The sequence below is a fragment of the Olleya sp. KJ81-1 genome, assembly GCF_055808135.1.
The window spans coordinates 68,023-85,896 of the sequence record NZ_CM147854.1; the positions used below are offsets into that span (position 1 = coordinate 68,023).

The window sequence follows — 17,874 nt, forward strand, 5'->3', positions numbered from 1 at the left end:
TACAAATGAAAAATTAAAAGATATGAAAGGCTTTATCTTAATATGCTTAATGGTTTGTGTAAATAGTGTATTTGCCCAAACAGAACAACCAGTAAATCCACAAAACCCAGAACAACCAGTAAAAGTTTTGGATACAGTAAAATGGAGACAATTAAATAAACTTGGGTTAGACATAAATGAAGTCACCTTTGTTAATTGGAATGCTGGAGGAGCAAATTCAATATCAGCATTATTAGCCATAAAATCTAGTTTAAGATATAAAAAAAACAACCTAATTTGGTTTAATGAAGTTAGAACGCGTTATGGTGTAAATAAACAAGAAAACCAACGTTTAAGAAAAACTGAAGACGAGTTAGAGCTAATTTCTACCTTAGGTTTTAGAAAAGACACTATTACTAATTGGTATTATTCTGGACGTTTTAATTTTAAAACTCAGTATGCTAATGGATATAACTATCCAAATAGGGATAATGCTATTTCTAGATTTATGGCACCTGGTTACTTGTTTGTTGGAGGCGGAGTGGAATACGGTAAAAACATCGAAAAATTATCATTTTATATGTCTCCATTAACCTTTAAAGCAACCTTTGTGTTAGATCAGGAATTAGCGGATAAAGGTACTTTTGGTGTCAGTCCTGCAATTTTTGATACACTGGGTAATAAAATAGTAGATGGTGAAAATGTAAGGACAGAAATGGGTGTTTTAGTTACAAATTCTTATGAGACTCAGGTTTTAGAAAATATTTATCTTAAAAATAGAGTAAGTTTATATACTGATTATTTAAATAGTTTTGGTAATATAGATGTAGACTGGGAAGTCGTCTTTGATTTTAAGGTTAATGATTTTGTAAAAGCAACCTTAGGATCACACTTAAGATATGATAATGATGTTAAGATTATTGAAGAAACAGAGATAGAAGACGAATTTGCAGAAAAAGGAGCCTCAATACAATGGAAGCAACTTTTAGGTATTGGAGTGATAGTTGATTTTTAAAATTATAAAGACTTATTGAAAACTAAACAAGCTATAAAAATTTTCACTTTAATTGTTGTTATTTTAAACATAGCATCGATAGTCTTTTTGGACTTTTTTAATAGCCAAATTGTTAGACTCGTTTCAAGTTGTCTCTTTTTATTGTTATTTGTTTTTTATAAAATAAAAGATAAAAATCTAATTGGTTTTATCTGTTTGTTGATTGTCGCAGATGCTTTTGATTTGTACTATCTTCAACCATTTATAATTGAAACCTATTCGGTAATTAAAATGTTGGCATTCTCTTTATTATGTGTCAATTTATATAAAAAATTTAAACACCAAAAGCTAGGTAAAACTATTACTGGCTTATTTGTAGTTGTTATCATTATTAACCTATTAATTGGTTATAAAGCAGTATCCGAAACATCAACATTATTAGATTATAGTCAGTTGTTGTCCATTCAATTATATTGGATTGTATGCGTTATTTCTGGTGCTTTAGCAGCTAAATATTATTTTTGTGACGACTCCAATAAAGCGGTTTATTTTGTTGGGTTTACATTTTTATTCATTTTCACAGATTTAAGTGGTTTTATAGCTAATTTTTTTGAAGCCTATGCTTTCTTTTTTATTGAAAGACTCTTGTACTATTTAGCCTTTATGTGCTTAGGGTATTATTTGTTTTTTGCTTCTGACATAAATATTGAAAAGCCTTAATTTTTGATTTTATAAGACCAAATGTTTAGCATTTTAAAAAAGGAAATTTTAAATAAATGCTTTATTGTAAGCAAACAATATTAAAGTATTGCAAATTCATAAATTATCGTATTTTTGTTTCACAATTTTAGAAGAAGATGTTAGAGAAGTTACAAATAGTTAAGCAACGTTTTGATGAGGTTAGTGATTTAATCATTCAACCTGATGTTATCACAGATCAAAAGCGTTATGTAGAACTAAATAAAGAGTATAAGGATTTACGTTTATTAATGGATAAGCGTGAGATATATATCGAATTTACTGAAAATTTAAAAGAAGCTGAAGAAATTATTGCAGATGGTAGTGATGCCGAAATGGTAGACATGGCTAAAATGCAATACGACGAAGCTAAAGAGGCAATACCAAAACTAGAAGACGAGATCAGAGTGTTATTAATACCTAAAGATCCTCAAGATTCTAAAAATGCAGTGGTTGAGCTTCGTGCTGGAACAGGTGGAGATGAAGCTAGTATTTTTGCAGGAGATTTATTTAGAATGTACACCAAATATTGCGAAAGCAGAGGATGGAAAGTAGATACTGTAGATTATAGCGAAGGTACAAATGGAGGTTTTAAAGAAATCCAATTTGAAGTCACAGGAGACGATGTTTACGGAACTTTAAAGTTTGAAGCTGGTGTGCATCGTGTACAACGTGTACCACAAACCGAAACTCAAGGACGTGTGCATACAAGTGCAGCAACTGTAATGGTTTTTCCAGAAGCTGAAGAGTTTGATGTAGAAATCAACCCTAAAGAAGTTCGTGTAGATTTTTTCTGTTCTTCTGGACCAGGTGGACAATCCGTAAATACAACATATTCTGCAGTACGTTTAACGCACATTCCAACAGGATTAGTAGCGCAATGTCAGGATCAAAAATCACAACATAAAAACAAAGAGAAAGCTTTTAAAGTATTACGCTCGCGTTTATATGATATGGAGTTGGCTAAGAAAAACGAAGAAGATGCAGCCTTACGTGGTACGATGGTAACCTCTGGAGATAGAAGTGCTAAGATTAGAACTTACAACTACTCGCAAGGACGTGTTACGGACCACAGAATTGGTTTAACATTATACGATTTACAAAACATTGTAAATGGAGATATTCAAAAAATTATTGACGAATTACAATTAGCTGATAATACAGAAAAATTAAAAGCTAGTGACCAACATATTTAATAACAAGCCTCTTTATTGAGGCTTTTTTTATAACATGACAACACAACAACTACTAGAACAAATACACATCAAAAAATCCTTTTTATGTATTGGATTAGATGTCGATTTAAACAAAATTCCTAAACACTTATTACAAACCGAAGATCCTATTTTCGAGTTTAATAAAGCTATTATTGATGCAACACATCACTTATGTGTATCTTATAAGCCTAACACTGCATTTTACGAAGCTTACGGTTTAAAAGGCTGGAAAGCATTACAAAAAACGATAAACTATCTTAACGATAAGCATCCAGAGATTTTTACAATAGCAGACGCTAAACGTGGTGATATTGGTAATACTAGTACAATGTATGCAAAAGCTTTTTTTGAAGACTTAGCGTTTGACAGTGTTACTGTTGCTCCTTACATGGGAAAAGATTCGGTAGAACCATTTCTGGCTTTTAAAGACAAACACACTATTATGTTAGCGCTAACCTCTAATCAAGGTGCTTTTGATTTTCAAACTAAAACAGTAGATGGTAAAGAGCTGTACAAACAAGTACTAGAAACCTCTAAATCGTGGGTAAATGCTGAAAACCTAATGTACGTAGTTGGTGCAACTAAGGCTGAGTATTTTGCAGAAATTAGAAAAATAGTTCCAAATAGTTTTTTACTAGTTCCTGGTGTTGGCGCTCAAGGCGGAAACTTACAGGATGTTTGTAAATATGGTATGAGCGATAATGTTGGCTTATTAATAAACTCGTCAAGAGGAATTATATATGCTTCAACAAACGAAGATTTTGCACAGGCAGCAGCTACAAAAGCAAAAGATTTACAGCAACAAATGGAAGTTATTTTAAATACTAAATAAACAATTAAACGTGTCGTCATGCTGAATTTATTTCAGTATCACATTATTTAAGTAATAATAGTAATGTTATGTCGTACCGTCAATCATAATGCTGGACTTATTTAATAAAAATAATATCGCCTTGTAACGTCATGCTGAACGTGTTTCAGCATCTCATTATTAAAAACATCACGACAATTTTAAGCCATAACTAAATGACACTTACAGACCAAATAGGTAATTCACTTAACATAGATGCAACACCAATACGCATCATCTCGTTAGTGCCTTCTCAAACCGAATTGCTCTATGATTTAGGTCTAGAAGATAGTATTGTTGGACTTACTAAATTTTGTGTACATCCCGTACATTTAAAAGGAGATAAGCAAATTGTGGGAGGAACAAAGCAAATTAATCTTGAAAAAATTAAGGCATTAAAACCTGATATTATACTTTGTAATAAAGAAGAAAATACGCATGATATCGTGTCAGATTGTCAAGCTATTTGTCCTGTACATGTTTCAGATATTGTAACTGTATTAGATTGCTTAGATTTAATAAAGCAATATGGTCAGCTTTTTAACAAACGTGATAATGCTAAAAAGATTTGCGAAACTATTGAAACTAACTTAAAAGAATTTCAAATTTTTATAAAAGAAAAAGCCAGTTTAAAAGTAGCCTATTTTATTTGGAAAGATCCTTGGATGGTCGCTGCTAACAGAACATTTATAAATCATTTGTTACAATTAAATAAATTTGAGAATATATACGCTAACCTAGATCGTTATCCAGAGGTTAATATAAAAGCAATGCAGCTAGAAGGCAATCCTGAGGTTATATTATTATCTAGTGAGCCTTATCCTTTTAAAAAGGCACACGCTTTAGAAGTTAGTCATGCATCAAATAATGCAAAAGTTATTTTTGTGGATGGCGAGTATTTTTCGTGGTATGGTTCTAGATTACTAAAAGCGTTTGATTATTTTAAAAAATTAAGAGACCGTTTGTGATTGTTCTCTTGCTAAAAATTTTAACCTATTTAGCTTATTTAAAATCTTAATAGCTTTAAATGCAGATACGTCACTTTGTTCGTGATCTGTTTGCTTTAAATTATAAGACTGTTCTATAAGCTGTTTGTATCGCTTATTAAGCTTATTTTGATGTTGTTTTAGTAAATTTAGTCTGTCCATGGTCTTAGGGGTTGGTAATTAGACATTTAAATTACTTTTTTTATTGATATAAACAAAATAATTAGCGATTTTTTGGCACAAAAAAAGAGCCCATTCTTAACCCTAAAAATAGACTCTAATTACTAACTAAACTAACTCTGCATCAAAAACGAAAGTGTGCTTTCTAATACGATGCAAATATCTAGCTTATATTTTGTTTCAATGTTAACTTAGTATTATTCTAAGTTTAATAAAAGGGTTAATCTTGTAAAGCAAATACTTTTTGTAATAAAGCAGTTGTTCTAGAGCCAACTTTGGTTCTAATTTCTTGCTCTTCAACAGCGATCATAGTGTAAACACCTTTTAAAGCTTCTCCAGTAACATAATCTGTTAAATCAGGATTAACATTATTTGTAAAAGGGATAGCATTATATTTATTAATTAAGTTAGCCCAAATTTGGTCAGCACCAACTTTATCAAATGAGGCCTTAATAACTGGGTTAAACTTGTCATATAAAGCAGTTTGTGTTTTGTTACTTAAGTATTGCGTTGCAGCATCATTACTTCCTAATAGGATGTTTTTAGCATCAGTAAAAGTAATCTCTTTAACTGCATTAATAAAAATTGGTGTAGCCTCTCCAACAGCATCTTCTGCAGCTCTGTTTAATACTTTTAAACCTTCATCAGCAAGATTACTTAAGCCAATATCTCGTAAAGCTTTATCAACTTTTTGTAATTCCTCTGGAAGTAAAATTTTAACTAATTCGTTTTTAAAAAAACCATCTGTTTGTGTCAATTTAGAAACCTGTTTGTCAATACCTAAGTCTAAAGCTTGTCTTAATCCTCCAGCAATATCTAAGTCGCTAACACCACCAGCTTGCGGTAATTGGTTAACAACTTGCTGTAATTCTGCGCAAGCAGTAAAATTTAAAACAATTAGTAAGGCTAATATTTTTTTCATGTTATATAATTTAAGGCACAAATATACCTATTAATAGGATGCGTTTTTAATACAAAAACTGCGTTTTATTTTAATTTTCTTTTTTTATGAATAAACACAAGGCTTAAAAGAACGAGATAAATGATTTTTACGAAAAAATAACAGTCTTATTATTAAACACCATTACTTTTCGTTTAAGATGAAGCTTTATAGCATTTGCCAGTACAATTTTTTCTAAATCACGTCCCTTGGAAATTAAATCTTCAATTGCGTGTGTATGTGATACTCTTGCAACATCTTGTTCAATAATCGGACCAGCATCTAAATCCTCTGTCACATAGTGACTAGTCGCACCAATAATTTTCACACCACGTTTGTAGGCAGAATGGTAGGGTTTTGCACCAACAAAAGCAGGTAAAAAAGAGTGGTGTATATTAATAACCTTATTGGGATATTGACTTATTATTTTATTAGATACAATTTGCATATAGCGAGCCAAAACAATAAAATTAATACCATGTTTTTTACAAAGTTCTAATTGCTGGTCTTCAGCTTTGGCTTTAGTCTCTTTAGTAACTGGAATATGATAAAACGGTATATTAAAACTGTCTGCAATGGGTTTTAAAGAGTTGTGGTTACTAATTATAAACGGAATGTCTACGTCTAATTCTCCAGAATTGTAACGTCCTAATATATCATATAAACAATGGTCATATTTGGATACAAATAGTGCCATTTTTGGTTTTGTTTTGGCAGAGTAAATACGCCATTTCATTTTAAAACGATCGGCTAACTCGTGTTTAAAAGTAGCCTTAAAAGCTTCGGTATTAAATGTGTTTTGTTCAAATTCGCTTTCCAAACGCATAAAAAAAATGTTTTGTTCTCTATCAACATATTGGTCTATGTAAACAATGTTACCATTATTATTGGCAATAAAATTTGTAACACTTGCAATAATTCCTGATTGGTCATTACAATGGATTAAGATCGTTAATTTGTTCATTTTCAGTTGGTATTAGCAACTAAATTTACTGTAAATTTATCGGGATAATTATTTGTTTTTAACTTTTAGATAATTACAGATTATAGAGCAATATTTTTGAATATTCCGTAAATTGCAACCTCAAAACCCATTATATTTTAAGAATGACACAAGCAACACCATATAAACCAAAATATAAAGTTAGAATTGTAACAGCAGCAGCCTTATTTGATGGTCATGATGCGTCCATAAATATTATGCGTCGTATTATTCAATCTACAGGAGTTGAGGTAATTCATTTAGGACACGATAGAAGTGTGGATGAAGTTGTAAATACCGCAATTCAAGAAGATGCTAATGCTATTTGTTTAACCTCTTACCAAGGTGGTCATAACGAGTATTTTAAATACATGTATGACCTTTTAAAAGAAAGAGGCGCAGAGCACATCAAGATTTTTGGTGGTGGTGGAGGTGTAATCTTACCTTCAGAAATTAAGGAACTTATGGATTATGGTATTGCCAGAATCTACTCTCCGGATGATGGTCGTGCTATGGGATTACAAGGGATGATTAATGATTTGGTTGAACAATCGGATTTTGCAATAGGTGATACTTTAAGTAATGAGTTGGACATTTTGCCTACTAAAAATCCTAAGGCAATTGCCAGAGTGATTTCTTCTGCCGAAAACTTTCCTGATGTAGCTAAAGCGACTTTAGATAAAATTCATATTAAAAATAAAGATTCTAAAACACCAGTTTTAGGAATTACAGGAACAGGTGGTGCAGGTAAATCATCTTTAGTAGATGAATTAGTGCGTCGTTTTTTAATCGATTTTCCAGAAAAAACTATTGGTTTAGTGTCTGTTGACCCATCAAAACGTAAAACTGGAGGAGCACTTTTAGGTGATAGGATTAGGATGAATGCAATCAACTCTCCAAGAGTATACATGCGTAGTTTGGCTACACGTCAGTCCAATTTAGCTTTATCCAAATATGTAAACGAAGCAGTTCAGGTTTTAAAAGCTGCGGAATACGATTTAATTATATTAGAAACCTCTGGAATTGGACAATCTGATACAGAGATTATGGAACATTCTGACGTGGCTTTATACGTTATGACTCCAGAATTTGGTGCAGCTACACAATTAGAAAAAATCGACATGCTTGATTTTGCAGATTTGGTTGCCATTAATAAATTTGACAAACGTGGCTCATTAGATGCGCTTCGTGATGTTAAAAAACAATATATGCGTAACAATAATCTTTGGGATATACCACAAGATCAATTGCCAGTTTATGGTACTATTGCGTCGCAATTTAATGATCCAGGGATGAACACGCTTTACAAAGCCATTATGGATAAGTTAGTAGAAAAGACGGATTCGGTTTTAAAATCGACATTTGAAATTTCTCAGGAAATGAGCGAGAAGATTTTTGTTATTCCACCATCACGTACACGTTACTTGTCTGAAATTGCAGAAAGTAATCGTGGTTATGACAAAACAGCAAACACGCAAGTTGAAGTTGCTCAAAAACTTTACGGAATTTATAAGACTATTTGTTCAGTAATGGATGTCACATCGAGCGCAGTCGAGATGTCTCTTATTAGTAAGCAAGGTCTTGATCAAGATGAAATCCTGAAGCAAGTTCAGGATGACAAAAAGGATTTAATTAAAATGCTTATTGCAGAATTTGACCGTGTAAAATTAAACTTAGATCCTTATAATTGGGAAGTAATTACAGGTTGGGATGAGAAAGTTAATAAGTACAAAAATCCGATTTATAGCTTTAAAGTAAGAGATAAAGAAATTAAAATAGAAACACATTCTGAGTCGTTATCACATTTACAAATTCCAAGAATAGCTTTACCAAAGTATCAAGCTTGGGGTGATTTATTACGTTGGACGTTGCAAGAAAATGTACCAGGAGAGTTTCCATACACCTCAGGATTATATCCATTTAAACGTACTGGAGAAGATCCAGCACGTATGTTTGCAGGAGAAGGTGGACCAGAACGCACCAACAGACGTTTTCATTATGTAAGTGCAGGATTGCCAGCAAAACGTTTGTCAACCGCTTTTGATAGTGTAACGCTTTACGGAAACGATCCAGATTTAAGACCAGATATTTACGGTAAAATTGGTAATGCAGGAGTTAGTATTTGTTGTTTAGACGATGCTAAAAAACTGTATTCAGGTTTTGATTTAGCAAACGTAATGACGTCGGTAAGTATGACCATTAATGGTCCTGCACCAATGTTATTAGGATTTTTTATGAATGCTGCCATAGACCAACAATGTGAGTTTTACATTAAAGAAAACGGTTTAGAAAAAGAAGTAGAAGCTAAAATAGCTAAGATTTATAAAGGTAAAGAACGTCCTACTTATAATGGCGACTTACCAGAAGGAAACAATGGTTTAGGATTAATGCTTTTAGGTGTTACAGGTGATCAAGTATTACCAGCAGATGTATATGCAGAGATTAAAACAAATACCATTGCTCAAGTTAGAGGTACAGTTCAAGCAGATATTTTAAAAGAAGACCAAGCACAAAACACGTGTATTTTCTCAACAGAATTTGCATTACGTTTAATGGGAGATGTGCAGGAGTATTTTATAGAGAATAACGTTCGTAACTTCTATTCAGTATCAATTTCTGGATATCATATTGCAGAAGCAGGTGCAAACCCAATTACGCAATTAGCATTGACATTATCTAATGGTTTCACTTACGTAGAATATTATTTAAGTCGTGGTATGGACATCAACAAATTTGGTCCAAACTTATCATTCTTTTTCTCAAACGGAATCGATCCAGAATATGCTGTAATTGGTCGTGTAGCACGTAAAATTTGGGCAAAAGCAATGAAGCACAAATATGGTGCAAATGCAAGAGCACAAATGTTGAAATATCATATTCAAACGTCTGGACGTAGTTTACATGCTCAAGAAATTGACTTTAATGATATTCGTACAACGCTTCAAGCTTTATACGCTATTTATGATAACTGTAACTCATTACACACTAATGCCTATGATGAGGCTATTACAACGCCAACTGAAGAATCAGTTAGACGTGCGATGGCTATTCAATTAATCATCAATAAAGAATTAGGATTAAATAAAAACGAAAACCCAATACAAGGGTCTTTTATTATTGAAGAATTAACTGATTTAGTTGAAGAAGCTGTGCTTTTAGAATTCGACAGAATTACAGAAAGAGGTGGTGTTTTAGGAGCAATGGAAACCATGTACCAACGTAGTAAAATACAAGAAGAAAGTTTGTATTACGAAACGTTAAAGCATAACGGGAAGTTCCCAATTGTTGGTGTAAATACCTTCTTAAGTAGTAAAGGGTCACCAACGGTTGTTCCTGCGGAAGTCATTAGAGCAACAGAAGAAGAAAAGCAATTCCAGATTAAAACGTTATCTAATCTTCATGAGGCAAATGACACAAAAGCATTGCTTAAAGATTTACAAGAGCGAGCGATTAACAACGAAAATATATTTGAAGCGTTAATGGATGTTTGTAAAGTCTGTAGTTTAGGAGAAATTACTTCAGCGTTGTTTGAAGTTGGTGGTCAGTATCGCAGAAACATGTAATTTTATTTAAAGAATATATATAATAAGGGCAACTGTTTTAGTTGTCCTTATTTTTTTCAAGTAAATAAAGTTTTAAAAATTCATGTTTGCTATAGCTTTTGAAACTTCATCTAATTTAATTGTTAATTTATTGAATAAGTTGTCAAATTCAATTAAGAATTCAGAAATATATTTTTTTGATATTTTTCCATTTGAATTCATTACTACAATCATTTTTTTTATTTCTGCTAATGTGTTTTTTTCTCCTGTAGTATAATGAGTTACATTTCTTATTTCTGCATGAGCAAAACTATTTCTAATAGATGCTAGTTTTAGTAAATCACTGAATGTTGTTTTATCTATTAAATCAAGACTACTAATTAATTTGACTTTTTTTCCAAACTCAAGAATTGAGCTGTTCAATAAAATGTTGTTGAAATTATTCAGATTTTTTGGACTAAAATAATTTGTAATTATCTGATCAATAGTGATTTCTATTGTGTTTAGTTTTTGGATGGTATAACCTCTTGCTTCTTCAGTTTTCATATAAAAATTATTAATTTGAAGTTTTATAATTAAAAATAACCTAAATAAATAACTCACATTCAATTTAAAAGTAAAGTTTGTTTATAAAATTATTATTATTTTAAAATTTCAATAAAAAAATGTAGATGAAACACACCTTCAAAGCACAAGTAAAATGGACAATTAATGATGGTGAAAGTACAAGTAATCCAAGAGCTTTTAGTAGAAATCATAAAGTAACCATTGCTAATAAAGTTTCGGATTTATCCGTGTCTGCAGCAAAACCATTTAGAGGAGATGACACGTTATACAACCCAGAAGATTTATTATTATCAGCTTTAGCATCCTGCCACATGATGTCTTATTTATACGTTTGCGCGCAAAACAATATAGAGGTAATAAGTTATACAGATGATGCAGAAGGCGATTTGGAAGTGAATGCTTCAGGAGGTGGAAGTTTTAAAACAGTAAGATTAAAACCTGTTGTAACTATAAAAAATGAAACTCAAAAAGAGTTAGCGGAAAACCTTCATAGTAAAGCAAATCAATTATGTTTTATAGCAAACTCATGTAATTTTCCAATAACACATTACGCTAAAATTGTAGTAAAATAATTTCATTTTAAAAAAAGACTTCAAATTTGCATCTTTTTTTAGGTAGTCACGTCTATTATATGAGCCCATAAAAATAGATATTATGAAAAATATAAATTGTACTTGTGACTGTGACGGTTGCTCTAAAGGAAATTGTTTTAACTGCACATGTAATACGTGTACTTGCAATAACTGCAACTGTTAAGTATGACTTAAAAACAGTATTAATAACGCTAGTTTAGGTAACTTTATACCAAGATTAGCGTTTTTACATTACAATCGATATGGATACTAAAGACATTTGGAAATTACATGCAGACGATATCAAATATTTTATTTTAAGTAAAGTAAAAGATGAGGTAATTGCGGACGATTTATTGCAAGAAACATTTATAAAAGTACATACTAAATTAAATACTTTAAAAGATGAAGATAAGCTTAAATCGTGGCTTTTCTCTATTGCTAGGTATACCGTTTTGGACTACTTTAGAAGTAAAAAATTGGTGTATGAAACAACAGATGAAGATTTTATTTTTGAAGAACAAAAACTAGAACATACTGAAGCTGATTGCTTACATGGTATTATTAAAAGTTTACCTGAAAAGTACAGAGAACCTCTACTTTTAAGTGATGTAAAAGGCTTAAAGCAACAACAAATTGCAGACCAATTAAATTTAGCCTTACCTACTATTAAGTCACAAATCCAACGAGGTCGAAAAATGATTGCTCAAGGTTTTGTAGATTGTTGTGATTTTGTAATTAATGACCAAGGATTTTTGGTTGGTGAAGTTAAAGACAAAGCAGACTGTAAAATGTGCCATTAATTACTACCTTTGTAATCTACAGTTTACACTAATATTTACATATCATAATTACATAAATGTCTTTCAAAAAATACCATCCTTCATTAAAAGAAAATATTGAAAAAGCAGGTTTTGAAACCACTAACAAGTTTCAAAAAGAAGTGATGCCTTTAATTAAGGCAGGAACAGATCTTTACGCAATAGGACCAAAAGGATGCGGTAAGACTACTGCTATGATAATTAGTACCATTCAAAAATTAGGAGCCGAGGCTTTTGAGGATTCGCCAAGAGCAGTAATTATAGCTAAAGACAAAAAAACGACCTTAGAATTAAAAGAACGTTTTGAAGCTTTTACTAAAAGAACAGATTTACGTATTTACTGTGCTTATGAAGAGCATGATTTAGAAAAACAACGTGAAGAGGTTTATTATGGTGTGGATATTTTGATTGCAACACCAAAACGTTTAAGTAAATTGTATCATTTAAATAGTCTGCATTTAGGAGAATTGAAGCTATTTGTTTTACACGATGCCGATTTTATTACTAGAAATAATTATCACAATTACATTTTAAGATTAAGCGAAAGCGCACCTAAAGCTAAGTTTGTGATTTTTTCTGAAACCTTTAATCCTAAAATTAAAGCCTTTCAAGACTCATTTATGTATAATGCAAGAGTAGTTGATTTTTCTTAAATAATTAAAGTGTCAACATCCAAGTTGTTTGCAATTTTCTAAATTTTCTAATCTCTCTTTTTAAAATTGGTAAGTAGTCTTTACCATTGCTGTTACAAGACTCTAGACGACTACAGTTTTTATACAGCCTATTAGTTAGACGGTTTACGGATGCTATATGTCTGTGTTTTTTGTCACGACAATGCTCTAACTCTGCATTAATAATTTCTGGAGCTAAGGATACCGACTGTTGTACAATATCACCTGATACATAAATATTGGCATCTTCTTTACCATCATCGTATAAGTATGCTAAATCCTGATTTAAATAGCTGGAAATGCTTCTAGATAAAACAAAAATTTGCATAGCCTGCTTATATATAGGCAGTTCTGACAGATGAGAAGGAATTGGAGCCGACATTTTAAGTTTTAATTTTTATCAAAAATAACGACTTACCAGTATTTTTAACTTTCGATTTTAAAGTATTAGTGTATATTTACTTTAAAATTTAATATATTTTTAAAATATTATTTAAAAATGAGTATAGATAAATTGAATTGGAAAATTTTGAAATGTTTACAGCAAAACGCTAGGCAATCCAATGCTGCTATTGGTCGTCAGGTGGGAATAAGCTCACCTGCTGTATCAGAGCGGATAAAAAAAATGGAGGATTTAGGAATTATTCAAAATCATATCACATTGATTTCTCCTTTTGAAGTCGGTTATCAATTAAAAGCTTTAATTACTTTACAGGCGTTTATGGGTAAATTAAAACCGTTTTTAGAAAAAGTAAAAACCCTTGATGAGGTGGTTAATTGCTACAGGATTACCGGAAATGAAAACATAGTTATGGAAGTGGTTTTAAAAAACCACAAGCATTTAGAGGCTTTTATTGATCAATTAATTATTTATGGCGAATGTAAAACGCAAATAATTTTATCTCATGTAGTTAAAAACAATGCTATAAAGCCAGTTTAAATTCGCCAAGGTGGATTTTTTCTATGTTTTCCTGCTTTAAATAATATAATGTTATTTCCGTCAGGATCTTTTAAATGCGCTTCTGTCCAAAGCCATGACTTGTCTTCAATATCAGATGTAAAAACTATTCCTTTTTGTTTCAGTTTAAAAACTAAATCTTTTAAATTTTCATCCTCAAAATATAGCGTTGTATTATCACTAGGTCGCATATTTATATTTTGGTGTATAGAAAAAGTAGCGTCACCATCGGGACAAGTAAATCTAGCATATCTTGGTAGTGCGTCAACGATAAGTTGCAGTCCTAAACGTTTATAAAATGTGACGGATTTGTCTAAATTTTTAGAGGATATGGTTACTTGATTTAAATTCATTTAGCTAATTTTTTTCCTTTCATAAACTGTTTTAATAGGTATAATAAAAACATGCATAAACCTCCTAATAAGGTCATGATATACCAAGTGTTATCAAAACCAACACCTTCAACAAGTTCCATACCTGTTTTGTGACCAAAGATATGTGCAAACGAAAATGCTATCGAGTATAATGCCATATATTCACCTTGATTTCCTTTTTTAGCTTGTTGCAAAGCAAAAGCATTAGCAAACGGAAATGCTATCATCTCACCAACAGTCATTAAAAACATACCAAAAATTAAAATGCCTGACCAACTTGAAAAGTTAAGTATTAAAAAGCTAGCAGCAGTTAAAAACGCGCCAAATAAAATTAAAGACGTTTTTGCAAAGCGTGTGTTTTCTAAATACTTAATTAATGGCATTTCTAATAAAAATATAAAAAAACCATTGGCACCAAGTAATAATCCAATTTGCAGCTCGCTTAAATGATGTTCTGATCTATAGTATAAAGGCATTGTAGAAAAGTATTGCAAGAAGATAAATCCAAATAAAAACAAAGCAAACAAAAATATTATAAAGGGTTTGTCTTTATAAGCAGAGTATGGGTTGTCTACATTAATTTCGTCTTGTATTCTTGCCTTTTTAGGATTTAATACATTAATTAAAACAAATGTAGCCGCAATACAAGTGATGCCATCAACCCAAAATAATCCTCCATAACCCAATCCAACAATAATTAAACCACCAATTGCAGGTCCTGCTGAAAACCCTAGATTAATTGCTAATCTAATTAAAGTAACGCTTCGTGTTTTGTTTTCTGGTTTACTGTAAGCGCTTAAAGCAACAAACATAGCAGGTCTAAACATGTCTGCCACTATCATTAACGCAAAAATACCCAATGATAATGTGTAAATGGTTTTAAGATATTGCAAACCAATAAACATAAAGCCTGATATAAATAGGCTAAATACCATAATTTTGTAGTAACCAATCTTGTCTGTTAGTTTACCTCCTAACCAAGATCCTAAAACAGATCCAAGCCCAAAAGCAGTCATTACTGTACCAACGTTTGATAAGGTAAATCCTAAATCTTCTGTTAGGTATAAAGATAAAAATGGGATTACCATTGTACCTGCTCTGTTAATTAGCGTAATTAACGATAGCCACCATACTTCTTTTGATAGTCCATCAAAAGTGTTTATGTAGTTGTTAAATAGTTTTTTCATGGTTTGGTTGTTGTTATAAATGTAAAAAGTCCAACGGTTAGGTTGGACTTTTTTGTATTGTATAAATTGATATTTACATCATCATAACATATTACAGCGCCAACTACCTGTGTTTCTACAAGAGGTTTGTTTAGATAAATATGTAATGACTAATTTCATTTTTAATAAATTATTAGACCAAAGCTAAACAAAATTTTGAATAAGTTGTATTTTTGAGTTGAATTTTTAAAGTATTCATATTTAATAGAGTAACGCATGAGATATATTATATTGTTATTTGTAATAATCACAAATTTAAGTTGTGCGCAAGATAAATTACCATTATTAGGAGATACAGATTACCAACGACAGATGAATGCAGATTTTAAAGATGCAGCCAAGTCACCTTTAACAGATAGAGATCGTAAAATATTTAGAAGTCTAGATTTTTTTAAATTTGATAGCATTTATATGGTTAATGCAGATTTTAAACGCACACCTGATGAGACGCCTTTTAAAATGAAAACCACCACAGATAGAGAAGTAGATTATATTAAATATGGCGAAGCTACTTTTACTATTAAAGATAAAATATTAAAATTGAATGTCTATCAAGATTTAGACATGGCTAAGGAAGTAGGTCAAGAGGAAGCTTTGTTTTTACCCTTTATGGATAATACTAATGGTGTTGAAAGCTATAAAGGTGGACGCTACATAGAGGTTAAATTGCCTAAAGATGACAAAATATATATAGATTTTAATAAAGCTTATAATCCCTATTGCGCTTATAATAAAAAGTACTCTTGTCCGATAGTTCCTTCTGAAAATATTTTATATGTACGTATTGAAGCAGGTGTAAAAAAATACACAAAAGCTTAACTAAAATTGTTTAGCTAACCACATTCCCAAAAAGACTGCTAAAAAACCAAGAATAAAACTAGCGATTGTGTATAAAGCAAAACTAGTAAAATCTCCAGCTTTTAAAAATACATGGTTTTCATAAGCAAATGTAGAAAAGGTTGTAAATCCACCACAAAAACCAGTAGCTAGTAACAATGTTTGGTTGTTACTAAGTGTATTATTTTTTAGAGCAAAACCTAATATTATACCTATAAGTAAACTCCCTAAAACATTGGCTAAAAAGGTTCCGTATGGGATTCCGTTTTCTGTATTATTAAGTGCTTTGCCAATAATATAGCGTAGGACACTTCCTAAACCACCACCTACAAAAACTAAAACAAGTTGTTTCATTTAATGACTTAAAGTTGTGTTATTATCTAATATTATAGGTAAATAAATTTCTGTAATCCAATCAGCTGGGTTAGGTGTGTCGCTTGGGTCAGTGACGTATACTTCTAATGCAACACCAGTTTCATCAGGTACCAAATTAATATCTGTTTGATATTTCATGGCTGTATTCCATGCTTCTTCTAGATGTGTATAATTTCCCTTTAAGGTTGTTTTTAAAGCGTCAAAAGGAGCTAGTTGTCCAGTTAAAATTTCGCTATCGGTTGTAATAACCCTATCGCTAGTTGGCATAGCACAAGAAAAAATGACTGCATTGTTCTCTAAATCCCATTTATGATATATAACAAAAGGAGCTCCTGCTGGTTTTATATTGTTGTCTGTAAGGTATTGTTTGACTTCAGGTAGCATTTGCTGCATTTTAACTTTAAAATTTTCAATTTTACTTGATGTTGTATTGTACAAGTAAAAACCACCACCATGTTTAGTTACACCATTTACTTTGACATTATAAACTGTCATGCTTTTTACTACCTTTTGGTCTAAAAGCTCTAAGCCTCTGTCGTAGTATGGTCCAATTTTACTATCCATGCCACCTGTAAAAGCAGCATAAGCTTTAAAACCAAAAGGTAAATCTTTACCAGAAATTGTCCATTTTACATCAGTACTACCATCTGCATTTGGTATAAAAGTCCAAACAACGTCAGAACTTGGGTAATCAGCAAACTGCATGGTTTGTGTAATGGACTTATTAGGATTGGTATCTATAGTGCGCATGGTACCTGTTTCACCATTATCAATCCAAGAGTAAGAACCATCAATACCTTTTGTTTGTTCTGGATAATTAATAGTCATTTCTGGTTTTTCTTCTGTCCAAGCATTCCAATCTTCCCAGTTTTTAAAATCTATCACTTCATTATATATTAAACTAGCAGGTGCTTGAATAGTTCTAGTTCTTGATACACTAAAATCATTAGGTTGTACTGCAATATAAATAGCTATAGCTATGATTGCAATAAGCAATAAAAATAAAAGGTATTTTAAGTATTTCATTCTTAAAAATTAAATGGTTGTTATTTCAAAGATAATCAA

At 31.4% G+C, this 17,874-nt stretch carries 20 protein-coding genes; 11 read left to right on the forward strand and 9 right to left on the reverse strand.

Features of this window, described 5'->3' with window-relative positions; translation table 11 throughout:
• Positions 1-22: 22 nt before the first annotated feature.
• The 5 genes from AC0L3M_RS00300 to AC0L3M_RS00320 all read left to right on the forward strand — a co-directional run bounded on the left by AC0L3M_RS00300 (position 23) and on the right by AC0L3M_RS00320 (position 4,746).
• Positions 23-994 carry a DUF3078 domain-containing protein gene (locus AC0L3M_RS00300; RefSeq protein WP_145000528.1) on the forward strand — a complete coding sequence of 324 codons (972 nt, stop codon included), beginning with the start codon at positions 23-25 and terminating at the stop codon, positions 992-994.
• A gap of 195 nt (positions 995-1,189) precedes the next feature.
• A complete protein-coding gene (locus tag AC0L3M_RS00305; protein ID WP_473431409.1) occupies positions 1,190-1,693 on the forward strand; it encodes a hypothetical protein in 504 nt (167 codons plus the stop codon).
• Between the two features lie 137 nt (positions 1,694-1,830).
• Positions 1,831-2,907, forward strand: a complete 1,077-nt coding sequence (prfA, locus tag AC0L3M_RS00310; protein WP_145000524.1) for a peptide chain release factor 1 — start codon at positions 1,831-1,833, stop codon at positions 2,905-2,907.
• A 34-nt stretch (positions 2,908-2,941) separates the two neighbouring features.
• A complete protein-coding gene (gene pyrF, locus AC0L3M_RS00315) occupies positions 2,942-3,760 on the forward strand; it encodes an orotidine-5'-phosphate decarboxylase (protein ID WP_473431410.1) in 819 nt (272 codons plus the stop codon).
• 194 nt (positions 3,761-3,954) lie between these two features.
• Positions 3,955-4,746, forward strand: a complete 792-nt coding sequence (locus AC0L3M_RS00320) for an ABC transporter substrate-binding protein (protein ID WP_473431411.1) — start codon at positions 3,955-3,957, stop codon at positions 4,744-4,746.
• Here the strand turns inward: AC0L3M_RS00320 and AC0L3M_RS00325 are convergent.
• The 3 genes from AC0L3M_RS00325 to purU all read right to left on the reverse strand — a co-directional run bounded on the left by AC0L3M_RS00325 (position 4,729) and on the right by purU (position 6,848).
• Entirely contained in the window at positions 4,729-4,926 is a 198-nt protein-coding gene (locus AC0L3M_RS00325; protein WP_473431412.1) for a Lacal_2735 family protein, read from the reverse strand. The genes AC0L3M_RS00320 and AC0L3M_RS00325 overlap by 18 nt on opposite strands.
• A 238-nt stretch (positions 4,927-5,164) precedes the next feature.
• A complete protein-coding gene (locus tag AC0L3M_RS00330) occupies positions 5,165-5,866 on the reverse strand; it encodes a DUF4197 domain-containing protein (protein WP_473431413.1) in 702 nt (233 codons plus the stop codon).
• A gap of 127 nt (positions 5,867-5,993) precedes the next feature.
• Positions 5,994-6,848, reverse strand: a complete 855-nt coding sequence (purU, locus tag AC0L3M_RS00335; protein ID WP_473431414.1) for a formyltetrahydrofolate deformylase — start codon at positions 6,846-6,848, stop codon at positions 5,994-5,996.
• Between the two features lie 143 nt (positions 6,849-6,991).
• Here purU and AC0L3M_RS00340 point away from each other — a divergent pair, with 143 nt between their 5' ends.
• A complete protein-coding gene (locus tag AC0L3M_RS00340) occupies positions 6,992-10,429 on the forward strand; it encodes a methylmalonyl-CoA mutase family protein (RefSeq protein ID WP_473431415.1) in 3,438 nt (1,145 codons plus the stop codon).
• A 72-nt stretch (positions 10,430-10,501) separates the two neighbouring features.
• On the opposite strand, the gene AC0L3M_RS00345 is transcribed toward AC0L3M_RS00340, so the two are convergent.
• On the reverse strand, positions 10,502-10,954 hold the full coding sequence (locus AC0L3M_RS00345) for a hypothetical protein (RefSeq protein ID WP_473431416.1): 453 nt from the start codon (positions 10,952-10,954) through the stop codon (positions 10,502-10,504).
• A gap of 125 nt (positions 10,955-11,079) precedes the next feature.
• Between AC0L3M_RS00345 and AC0L3M_RS00350 the strand changes: the two genes are divergently transcribed.
• From AC0L3M_RS00350 to AC0L3M_RS00360, 3 genes are all read left to right on the forward strand, one after another.
• Positions 11,080-11,547: an OsmC family protein gene (locus AC0L3M_RS00350; RefSeq protein WP_473431417.1), complete on the forward strand. Its 468-nt coding sequence runs from the start codon at positions 11,080-11,082 to the stop codon at positions 11,545-11,547.
• Positions 11,548-11,810: 263 nt separating this feature from the next.
• Positions 11,811-12,350, forward strand: coding sequence for a sigma-70 family RNA polymerase sigma factor (locus tag AC0L3M_RS00355; RefSeq protein ID WP_473431418.1), 540 nt, complete (start codon positions 11,811-11,813; stop codon positions 12,348-12,350).
• Positions 12,351-12,406: 56 nt separating this feature from the next.
• Positions 12,407-13,021 (forward strand): DEAD/DEAH box helicase, encoded by a 615-nt coding sequence (locus AC0L3M_RS00360; protein WP_145000507.1) that lies wholly within the window; start codon positions 12,407-12,409, stop codon positions 13,019-13,021.
• 4 nt (positions 13,022-13,025) lie between these two features.
• Here the strand turns inward: AC0L3M_RS00360 and AC0L3M_RS00365 are convergent, their stop codons facing one another.
• Positions 13,026-13,367, reverse strand: coding sequence for a hypothetical protein (locus AC0L3M_RS00365; RefSeq protein ID WP_224740658.1), 342 nt, complete (start codon positions 13,365-13,367; stop codon positions 13,026-13,028).
• 171 nt (positions 13,368-13,538) lie between these two features.
• On the opposite strand from AC0L3M_RS00365, the gene AC0L3M_RS00370 reads away from it, so the two are divergent.
• A complete protein-coding gene (locus tag AC0L3M_RS00370; protein ID WP_099570378.1) occupies positions 13,539-13,979 on the forward strand; it encodes an Lrp/AsnC family transcriptional regulator in 441 nt (146 codons plus the stop codon).
• On the opposite strand, the gene AC0L3M_RS00375 is transcribed toward AC0L3M_RS00370, so the two are convergent.
• Positions 13,976-14,350 (reverse strand): VOC family protein, encoded by a 375-nt coding sequence (locus AC0L3M_RS00375; protein ID WP_473431419.1) that lies wholly within the window; start codon positions 14,348-14,350, stop codon positions 13,976-13,978. The genes AC0L3M_RS00370 and AC0L3M_RS00375 overlap by 4 nt on opposite strands.
• Positions 14,347-15,558 carry an MFS transporter gene (locus AC0L3M_RS00380; RefSeq protein WP_473431420.1) on the reverse strand — a complete coding sequence of 404 codons (1,212 nt, stop codon included), beginning with the start codon at positions 15,556-15,558 and terminating at the stop codon, positions 14,347-14,349. Before AC0L3M_RS00380 ends, AC0L3M_RS00375 begins: the two co-directional genes overlap by 4 nt.
• A gap of 255 nt (positions 15,559-15,813) precedes the next feature.
• Here AC0L3M_RS00380 and AC0L3M_RS00385 point away from each other — a divergent pair, with 255 nt between their 5' ends.
• The gene (locus AC0L3M_RS00385) at positions 15,814-16,416 is read left to right on the forward strand and encodes a DUF1684 domain-containing protein (protein ID WP_473431421.1); all 603 of its coding nucleotides are present in this window, start codon (positions 15,814-15,816) and stop codon (positions 16,414-16,416) included.
• Here AC0L3M_RS00385 and crcB read toward each other — a convergent pair whose 3' ends face one another.
• Positions 16,417-16,788 carry a fluoride efflux transporter CrcB gene (gene crcB, locus AC0L3M_RS00390; RefSeq protein WP_473431422.1) on the reverse strand — a complete coding sequence of 124 codons (372 nt, stop codon included), beginning with the start codon at positions 16,786-16,788 and terminating at the stop codon, positions 16,417-16,419.
• A complete protein-coding gene (locus AC0L3M_RS00395; protein ID WP_473431423.1) occupies positions 16,789-17,835 on the reverse strand; it encodes an SRPBCC family protein in 1,047 nt (348 codons plus the stop codon). It abuts the gene before it with no gap.
• Positions 17,836-17,874 lie beyond the last annotated feature (39 nt).